The sequence below is a fragment of the Candidatus Methylomirabilota bacterium genome, assembly GCA_027293415.1.
Lineage (GTDB): Bacteria > Methylomirabilota > Methylomirabilia > Methylomirabilales > CSP1-5 > CSP1-5.
This window is the reverse complement of sequence record JAPUFX010000028.1, coordinates 1-8,585: the sequence shown is the minus strand read 5'-3', so window position 1 is coordinate 8,585 and position 8,585 is coordinate 1. Positions and strand designations below refer to the sequence as shown.

9 protein-coding genes are annotated in these 8,585 nt (G+C 55.8%); 7 read left to right on the top strand and 2 right to left on the bottom strand.

Translation table 11 applies throughout. The features are described 5' to 3' along the window. Nucleotides 1–472 (top strand): hypothetical protein (locus O6929_02030; protein ID MCZ6479175.1); only part of this gene is annotated, 472 nt, incomplete at its 5' end. 106 nt (nt 473–578) lie between these two features. Here the strand turns inward: O6929_02030 and O6929_02025 are convergent. Further along, nucleotides 579–1,940, bottom strand: a complete 1,362-nt coding sequence (locus O6929_02025) for a glycosyltransferase family 39 protein (GenBank protein ID MCZ6479174.1) — start codon at nt 1,938–1,940, stop codon at nt 579–581. 717 nt (nt 1,941–2,657) lie between these two features. Here O6929_02025 and O6929_02020 point away from each other — a divergent pair. The 6 genes from O6929_02020 (at nt 2,658) to O6929_01995 (ending at nt 8,357) form a co-directional block, all read left to right on the top strand. Continuing rightward, nucleotides 2,658–4,130 (top strand): thioredoxin-like domain-containing protein, encoded by a 1,473-nt coding sequence (locus O6929_02020; protein MCZ6479173.1) that lies wholly within the window; start codon nt 2,658–2,660, stop codon nt 4,128–4,130. A 66-nt stretch (nt 4,131–4,196) separates the two neighbouring features. Then, nucleotides 4,197–5,165: an aldo/keto reductase gene (locus O6929_02015; GenBank protein ID MCZ6479172.1), complete on the top strand. Its 969-nt coding sequence runs from the start codon at nt 4,197–4,199 to the stop codon at nt 5,163–5,165. Between the two features lie 80 nt (nt 5,166–5,245). After that, nucleotides 5,246–6,151, top strand: a complete 906-nt coding sequence (locus tag O6929_02010) for an SDR family oxidoreductase (protein ID MCZ6479171.1) — start codon at nt 5,246–5,248, stop codon at nt 6,149–6,151. Continuing rightward, the gene (locus O6929_02005; GenBank protein MCZ6479170.1) at nt 6,148–6,873 is read left to right on the top strand and encodes a hypothetical protein; all 726 of its coding nucleotides are present in this window, start codon (nt 6,148–6,150) and stop codon (nt 6,871–6,873) included. The genes O6929_02010 and O6929_02005 overlap by 4 nt, the downstream gene beginning before the upstream one ends. After that, nucleotides 6,863–7,702 carry a TPM domain-containing protein gene (locus O6929_02000; protein MCZ6479169.1) on the top strand — a complete coding sequence of 280 codons (840 nt, stop codon included), beginning with the start codon at nt 6,863–6,865 and terminating at the stop codon, nt 7,700–7,702. The genes O6929_02005 and O6929_02000 overlap by 11 nt, the downstream gene beginning before the upstream one ends. 82 nt (nt 7,703–7,784) lie before the next feature. Beyond that, nucleotides 7,785–8,357: a LemA family protein gene (locus tag O6929_01995; GenBank protein MCZ6479168.1), complete on the top strand. Its 573-nt coding sequence runs from the start codon at nt 7,785–7,787 to the stop codon at nt 8,355–8,357. Between the two features lie 30 nt (nt 8,358–8,387). On the opposite strand, the gene O6929_01990 is transcribed toward O6929_01995, so the two are convergent. Then, the coding region (locus O6929_01990) for a DUF350 domain-containing protein (GenBank protein ID MCZ6479167.1) at nt 8,388–8,585 on the bottom strand (198 nt) is incomplete at its 5' end.

The window sequence follows — 8,585 nt, the reverse complement described above, 5'->3', positions numbered from 1 at the left end:
GATGGAGACTGCCATGGCTGAGGAAAAAGAAAAATCACAGACGCCACTTCCAGACATGATGGCCTTTGGGGCTAATTGGCAAAAGATGATGTGGGAAAGCTTCGAAACGATGATGAAGGCCCCCGCCTTCGCGGCAGGATTGGGGAAAGCCTTTGAGGCCTCGACGGCCTTCCAGAACCAGATCCAAAAGAACATCCAAGCTGGTCTGACGACGATGAACCTGCCAACCAGCGAGGACCTCCGCCGGATCAACGAAGGTCTCTCCGCCATGCAGACCCAGCTCGAAGCAATCAAGGTCTACATGGAAACCGTCGAGACGACCATGAAGCTTCAGGAAGAGTGGCGGAAGAGCGTCGACCAGACGATCCATCAACTTCTGTCCTTCCAAGAGGAAGGGCAAAAGGCTTTCCAGGCATGGACAAAACAGGTGGAGAGCTTTCAGCGCCTGTGGGAGGATGCGATAAAGCGCTGAGCAAAGGATCGATTGCACATTAGCAACTGCAGACGCCCTCTCGGGTCACGTGGCATGACCCGGGAGGGCGTTTTCGTTTATCAACACGTTCACGCTTTACGATTTCTCAGGTTTCGGGCCGAATCAAAACAATAACGAATTCAACTGGGTCAGGCTCGGAAAATATCGATCGGCTGGATTTGATTTGCACAGTGATCCGCTCGCCGCGCGCACGAAACTGTTCATCAATTTCCGCAAGACAACGCTGATCCGCCTGCAGACACACAATGGCGAGACCTTCTGTGCGCAAACGCTCTGCGGAAATCCAGGGACTAACTCGAAAATCAAAGTTAATGAAAAGAGACGGATGGTCGGCCGAATAGAATGTGATGCTGTCTGCATAGGGTTTTGAACCAGCGACGATCCTCAGTGGCTTCCCGAACCGCTGGTGCCACATACCCGATACGTAGGCGGCCAGCTCCTTACGCGGGGAGGTCCAGGCTCTATTTTGTGACAGGTCCATACCCAAGGCGACAAAGGGAGATACCGATAACATGAACAGCTGAAAAGCAAAAATGATGGCCACCCCTCGCCGCACTTGGGCTGTGATCAAGTCTATCCCCAAAAAGGTCAGCAGGCTTGCACCAATAAAAAACCACAGGGGCAACGCCCAAACACTCGACAGCTCAACTTGCAGCACTAATGCGCCGCCGATCGTAAGCAAGAATGGGAAAAAGGTGATGCCGAATATCGTCACTCGCTTACTACCATTGAGGTTGAGCTGTTGTGGTCGCCGAATAGCACGGACGCCGACGATAGCCACGAAGGCCAGCGCCAGGGGCAGTAAATACAGGAGCTGAGCCACAGCAAACTTTGCTGTGTTTGTGACGATTCGAGATGGATCGCTGACAATGTGACCTGTGGCGTAGTGAACAGGTAAGAAGTCGACGTTGAAAAGCCAAAAAAGGTGCGGCGCCAAGACCACGAGAATTACGATAACCGATACATAGGGTGAAAAACTCGTGTAATATTGCCTGCGTTCGTTGCGCAGGACAGAAATCAGAAATAGTGCTGCCAACAAGCACAATGAATAATACATTGACAAGATAGCAAGAGCGGCAAAAAAGCCGAACAAAACGCTTGGGACAGCTCGTCGTTTTGCATAGGCGTAGCAGAAAAACAACGTCGTCAATGGCCATAAAGAGAGCATGATCGAATGGGAATTAAACTTTATTGATAAGAAGGTGTAAAACGGGACAAGCTCTAGCAAGATAACTGCAATTAATGCATGACGGTCGGAAAGAAAAATCTTGACCAGAAACCAGATAGAGGCAAGTCCGATGATGACGTTAACTTGGGAAAGCAGGAAATAAGCCCAATCCACATGCGGGAAGACTTTGAACCATAGGGCAGTTATCCAAGCAAAAAGGGGTGGGTGCTTATAGTATCCAAGTTGCCACTCTTGGCCCCACACAAAATTCTCTGCCATGTCACCCCACTTATCGAGATTGGCTCGGGTGACAGAGGAGTATACAGTCCATACCAGTACGTGTGTGGCCAAGAAGAGACAAAACGTTTGGAAGCTCTTGTGGGGATCGGCTAAACGATCTAATATCGAATTCAGCCGCTGTCTCATCATTTCATTATGTGCCAAATACTCATCATGTCACGGTCTGGCTTCTTCGCCGAATAACTAGCCCGGATTATTCACATAGATGTGGATCATCCGCCCTCTGGGCTTCGACTCCGTCCCACGTTTGCTGGGCGTCGCTCAGGGCTAGCCTTGAGCAGGCCGTGGGAGCGGCCAGTCGAAACCTGCCGGTGCGGTCGAGCCCGCACCTGCAGGCGCATTATTCACGAAGACACTCCGTTCGTGAATAATGCGGGCTAGAATTCGACAGAACTGTCTAAGAAGGCGAACGGTGCCCTGTCCGACATCAACAGTCGGGTCACCTGGCGCACCCGGAATCTTATTCTTGCCTTGCCCGCCACCCGGGTCAAGCCAATTTTCTCGTCTATCCCCCATGGGATGCACCATTCTGCTCATACGGAGTTCCCACTCCATCCTGATTAGCCCCTTGACACCTATGAACCCGTGCGCCAAGATGAGCTGCCGGGAACACGTTGTCACGATTTGAGGAAAGGATATGATAGCTTCTTCACACACACGGAATACACCACGAGGAAGAGGATCATGCGGAGTGACATGCCACCTCATACCATCCGGGCTCCGGATTTCCCGCCGGGTCTCGAGTGGCTCAACACCGATCGCCCTGTCAGCCTGAAGGCGCTCCGGGGAAAAGTAGTCCTCCTGGACTTCTGGACCTACTGCTGAATTAACTGCATGCACGTGCTACCGGAGCTGGAAGCTCTGGAAAGGACCTTTCCCACCGAGCTCGTCATCATCGGAGTCCATTCGGCCAAATTCCCGAACGAACGGGAAGCCGAGAACGTCCGGCAAGCCATCCTGCGCCACGGGCTAGGGCATCCCGTCGTGAACGACGATCAGTTCCTGGTCTGGCGTAGCTATGCGATCAAGGCCTGGCCTACCCTCGTCCTGATCGACCCCGAGGGTTACGTCGTGGCGATGGTGGCGGGAGAGGGGCACGGTAATGGTCTCCGCCAAACCATCGCCGGGTTGATCACGGAGCACCGCGAAAAGGGAATCTTCAAGGATGATCCCATCCAGTTTCGCCGGGAGCGCATGCACGACGGGCCCCTCGCCTTTCCGCAAAAGGTGTTAGCCGATGCCGAAACGCAGCGTCTCGTCGTTGCCGATACGGGACACCATCGGATCGTCATCACTGATCTTGGGGGTAACATGCTCGACCTCGCCGGTACGGGTGAGCCCGGGGCCTCTGACGGACCGTTTGAGCAGGCGACCTTTCGCGCACCCCATGGGGAGGCTTTGGCCGACAACCTCCTCTATGTTGCCGATACAGAGAATCACCTAATCCGCCGTCTCGATCTTGAGACGCGGAGGGTGGAGACCATCGCTGGGGATGGCCGACAGGGCCATGCGATTCGACAGCGGGGGCCGGCGCGAGAGATGTCGCTGAACTCCCCCTGGGATCTCTGCGTTGCCGACGGCAAACTGTACGTCGCCATGGCGGGTTGCCATCAGATATGGGTAATGGATTTGGCCACTGCTGAAATGCAGCTATTTGCGGGCACCGGTAAGGAAGCAATCATTGACGGACCCCGTTTGGAAGGTGCCCTGGCCCAACCCAGCGGAATCTCCACCGACGGCCAGACCCTCTACGTCGCTGACAGCGAGGTCAGCGCCATACGGGCCATTGATCTGAGCGCTCCCGGCTGGCTGCGAACACTCGTCGGGAAGGGGCTCTTCATTTTTGGGGATCAAGACGGGATCGGCGACGAGGTTCGGCTGCAGCACCCGTTGGGGGTTTCATACGGCGCGGGCCAGATTTACCTGACGGATACCTATAACCACAGAGTCAAGGTCCTCTACCCCACCATGCGCGCCATCAAGACCGTTTTCGGAACCGGCCAGCCGGGGCAGCAAGATGGACGGACTGCCGAGTTTTACGAACCTGGAGGTCTGAGCGTCTTCAACAATCGAATCTACATCGCGGATACCAACAATCACCGAATCCGCGTGGCTGATCTCACCGCCGGCGAGGTCACCACCCTCCCGCTTTCCATCACAACTCACTAAGGCCCGAAGAGCGGTCGGGAAACCGTCAGCGGTATTCGGTAGCGCGTCTGGAGAAGGGAGGAAACCATGCAGTTCCGGAGATTGGGCCGGACAAACCTGGAGGTTTCGGAGATCGGCTTTGGCGCGTGGGGCATTGGGAAGGCATGGTGGGGCGAAACTGATGATCGCCTTTCCATCCGCGCTTTGCTCCGGGCCTTCGAGCGCGGGGTCAACTTTATCGACACCGCCTATGCCTATGGCGACGGCCACAGCGAGCGGCTCATTGCCAAGGCCTTTCAGGAGTATCGCGAGCGCCTGACCGTTGCCACCAAGATCCCTCTCAAGACCAGCGGCTGGCCGCCACAGCCCGGGACGCGGGCCAAAGAAGCCTTCCCCGGCGCCTGGATCATCGATCACACCGAAAAGAGTCTCCGCAACCTCGGGACGGATTGCATCGACGTACAACAACTCCACATCTGGCGGGATGAGTGGATACAGGAGACTGAGTGGCACGAGGCCGTGAAGCAACTCAAGGGAGACGGCAAGATCCGCTTCTTTGGCGTCTCGCTGATCGACCACGCGCCCGAGACGGGCCTCGAGGTAGTCCGCTCAGGGATTATCGATACCGTACAGGTCATCTATAACGTCTTCGACCAGTCCCCGGCGACGGAGCTCTTCCCCCTCTGCCAGCAGGCGGATGTGGGAGTGATCGCCCGGGTCCCCCTCGACGAAGGGGGTCTCAGTGGAAAGCTCCGCCCGGATATGCCACTTGACCCCGACACGTTCCAGGGTCACTACTTTCGCGAGGAACGGCTCAAAGACACGTGCACCCGGGCCGAGCAGCTCACGGCCTTGCTTCGCCACGGGGTGGAAACCCTCCCCAAGCTCGCCCTCAAATTCTGTCTCAGTCATCCTGCGGTCTCGACGGTCATTCCAGGTATGCGCCGGCCAGAGCATGTCGACGAGAACTGTGCCGTCCCGGATGCGCCGACGCTCACCTCGCAGGAGCTCCAAACCTTGAAGACCCACGCCTGGCCCCGCAACTTCTACGAGTAACTGATCCTCTTTCTCCTCGTATTCTTGACCTTCCCCGCCTCATGCGATATGATACTTCTATGTAACTCCTCGATTTGTCTGTGCTCGAAGAAGATTTCGGCGGCTCACACTACATGGCAAACGTAACCAAACTCTTGACCGGAAAAACCTGTATGGTCACCGGTGCGAACGCCGGGATTGGAAAAGCCACCGCCCTCGGGTTGGCGAAAATGGGTGCGACTGTGGTGATGGTCTGCCGTAACCGCAAGCGGGGTGAAGCGGCACTGACCGAGATCAAGCGAGAGAGCGGCAACGATGCGGTTTCCTTGCTGCTTGCCGATCTTTCCTCGCAAGCCGCGATCCAACAACTCGCCCAGGACTTCAAGGCCCGCTACCCCACCCTGCACGTCCTGATCAACAACGCCGGGATAGTCCTCAAGAAGCGCATCCTCACTAATGATAAGCTGGAGACCCAGTTCGCCGTCAATCACCTCGCTTATTTTCTCCTCACCAATCTGCTGCTCGACGATCTCAAAGCCAGCGCTCCAGCCCGGATTGTCAACGTCAGCTCTCAAGCCCATAAAGGGGTATCCATCGACTTTGATGACCTGCAATCTGAGCGATCCTACCGCCGCACCCATGTCTATGCGTGGACCAAACTTGCCAATGTGCTGTTCACCTACGAATTGGCCCGCCGGCTCGAGGGAACCCAAGTGACTGCCAACTGCCTGCACCCCGGCGTGATCGCAACCAGTCTCATAGGTGATTACATGCCGAACCCGCTTCGCTTCATGACAAAGATCATCGGTGCCAGCCCCGAAAGAGGCGCACGAACACCCTTGTACCTCGCAACGTCGCCAGAAGTTGAAGGGGTGAGCGGCAAGTATTTCGTCGACCGAAAGGCAGTGCAGTCATCCAACGCCTCTTATGACACCACGACTGCCAGCCGACTGTGGCGGGTGAGCGCAGAAGTGACCGGCCTGCCGGCATACGGAGGGACACAATGACTGCAGGTGTAGAGGGGCTGGATCGCATCATTGAGTCGATGCGCCAGCCAATCCAGCAATACGCCGAACAGGTACGCGCGCTGGCCGGCGACAATGCACTGGCGTTAACGCTTTTTGGATCCATTGCCGCCGGTTCGTTCGATATGAAGAGACACACGGCACGTAATGTCCTCGTCCTTCAGTCGATTGACTTGGAGTTGCTCCGTGGCCTGGCCAAACATGGGAGCAAGCATGGAAAGGCCCGCATTGCCGCCCCCTTGATTATGACACCGGGTTACATCACGGCTTCGCTCGACACCTTCCCCCTGGAACTGATCGAGATCCACCAGTGTCACATTCCCCTCTTTGGCCATGATTATTTTGCCACACTGGCTCTTAACGATGCGCATGTCCGACTGCAATGCGAACGGGAACTCAAAACCATCCTGATCGGGATGCGTCAGGGATTGTTAGCGGCGGCAGGGCGCGAGAAACTCATCGCTGCGATTGACGCCGACGTCGCTGAAAGCTTAATTCGAACGCTTCGGGGTCTATTATGGTTAAAGGGCCAGAAGGAGGCGGAGCCATCTGCTCAAGTTATTTCCGCAGTCGAAAACATCATTGGACGACAATTACCGGGTGTACGAAACGTGCTCGGTGTAGCTGCACCCCATGGATGGGACGAGTTTCGAACCCTCTACGACGATGTAGATGCAGTGGGGAAAATTGTCGATGCATGGTAGATCGAGATTCTTTTCATCCCTATTGACGGCACTGTGTGTGCTGCTGGTATTTCCTTGCCTGGTGACTGCAGAGATCACCATTCCTGATCCAGGCACCTTCGTGGTGGATACGGCCGGGATTATTGACGATACCGCTGAGCGCCGATTGGAGGGCTGGCTGCGAGAGCTTGAGCAGAAGACGACCGTTCAGGTCAAGGTGCTCACGGTTCAGACGACCGACGGCGAGGATTTCTTCGGCTTCGTTCAACGGCATGCCGAGCAGTGGAAACTTGGCCAGAAAGGCAAAGATAATGGTGCATTGATTGTATTAGCACTCAAGGAGCGTGAAGTCCGGATCCACACCGGGTACGGGTTGGAGAGCATCCTGCCGGATTCTTGGGGCGGGTCGGCCTCACGGGCCGTGGTGGGCCAATACTTTCGAAAAGGGCAATACTCGGAAGGGCTCTACCGACTCACCGTGGCGGTGGCCAACAAGGTTGCAGATGCTGAAAATGTGCAACTAAGCGGTGTTCCGAAATATCGCCACCGGGTTGCCCGCCGACGTTCCCCATTCCTCTTGGGGAGCGGGCTCATCCCCTTTTTACTGTTCTTTTTCCTCCTCTCCTCCATGACCCGAAGACGGCGCCATTACAGCGCCTGGGGTGGTCGTGGAATGATGGGTGGTATGCTGTTAGGCGCCATGCTCGGTAGCGCCCTGGGCGGACGTCGGTCTTATTGGGGGAGTGGCTATGGTGGTGGTTCTGGAGGCGGATTCGGTGGCGGGTTTGGAGGCGGATCATTCGGGGGAGGTGGAGGTTTCGGAGGCGGAGGAGGCGGTGCCAGTTGGTAACGGGTTTTCTCGCATTCAATCGGGACCGGCGGGTATCCGAGATGTCGCGTCCAGCGACATGATGAATTAAGGAGGGACGTGGATGAAAACAAGTCAGGTCATTTTGATCACTCTAGCGGTAATCGTCGGTGCGATCATGCTCGCCGGTGGTTGCGCCTACTCTGGATATAACCAGGCTGTCACACTCGATGAAGCGGTCAAAGGCCGATGGGCTCAAGTCGAAAATCAGTTGCAACGGCGGTTCGAGCTGATTCCGAATCTGGTTCAAACCGTCAAGGGGGTCGCTGCGCAGGAAGAAAAGATCTTCCTGGGGGTGGCAGAGGCGCGCAAGGCATATTTCCAGGCAGGCACTATCAGGGAGAAAGCCCAAGCAGCCGGCACCTTTGAGTCCGCGCTGTCGCGCTTACTGGTGCTACGCGAGGCCTATCCCCAACTCAAATCGAACGAGTCCTTCCTCAAGCTCCAAGACCAGCTCGAGGGTACCGAGAACCGACTGGCTGTTGAACGCAAGCGTTACAATGATGCCGTCAGGGAAGTCAACACCTTCAGACGAAAGCTACTCGGACGAATCTATGCGGGCCTCGCTGGCGTGGATCAGGCTGAATACTTTGAAGTCACAGAGGCAGCGCGGACTGTCCCAAAGGTAAAGTTCTAAACCTTTCCAACGAGAGTAAGCCGATTCATGCTAGTTCAGTCCCATACCAATCACTAAACCGATCGCAATACCCAGCCCAATAAATATAGACCCCACTACAATTCCCACAGCTATATTCTGTTCCGCTAACTGCTTCGACGTATCGAATGGAGTCATCTTATCAAAGATCTTATAACCCATGATCATGAATCCCAGCGTTATAAAGGCGCCAACTATGGCGTACGCTAG

Excerpts from the sequence above, each read along its gene's own strand:
- O6929_01995 (MCZ6479168.1), top strand. The coding sequence starts at position 7,785 with ATGAAAACAAGTCAGGTCATTTTGATCACTCTAGCGGTAATCGTCGGT.
- O6929_02015 (MCZ6479172.1), top strand. The coding sequence starts at position 4,197 with ATGCAGTTCCGGAGATTGGGCCGGACAAACCTGGAGGTTTCGGAGATC.
- O6929_02000 (MCZ6479169.1), top strand. The coding sequence starts at position 6,863 with ATGCATGGTAGATCGAGATTCTTTTCATCCCTATTGACGGCACTGTGT.
- O6929_02025 (MCZ6479174.1), bottom strand. The coding sequence starts at position 1,940 with ATGGCAGAGAATTTTGTGTGGGGCCAAGAGTGGCAACTTGGATACTAT.
- O6929_02005 (MCZ6479170.1), top strand. The coding sequence starts at position 6,148 with ATGACTGCAGGTGTAGAGGGGCTGGATCGCATCATTGAGTCGATGCGC.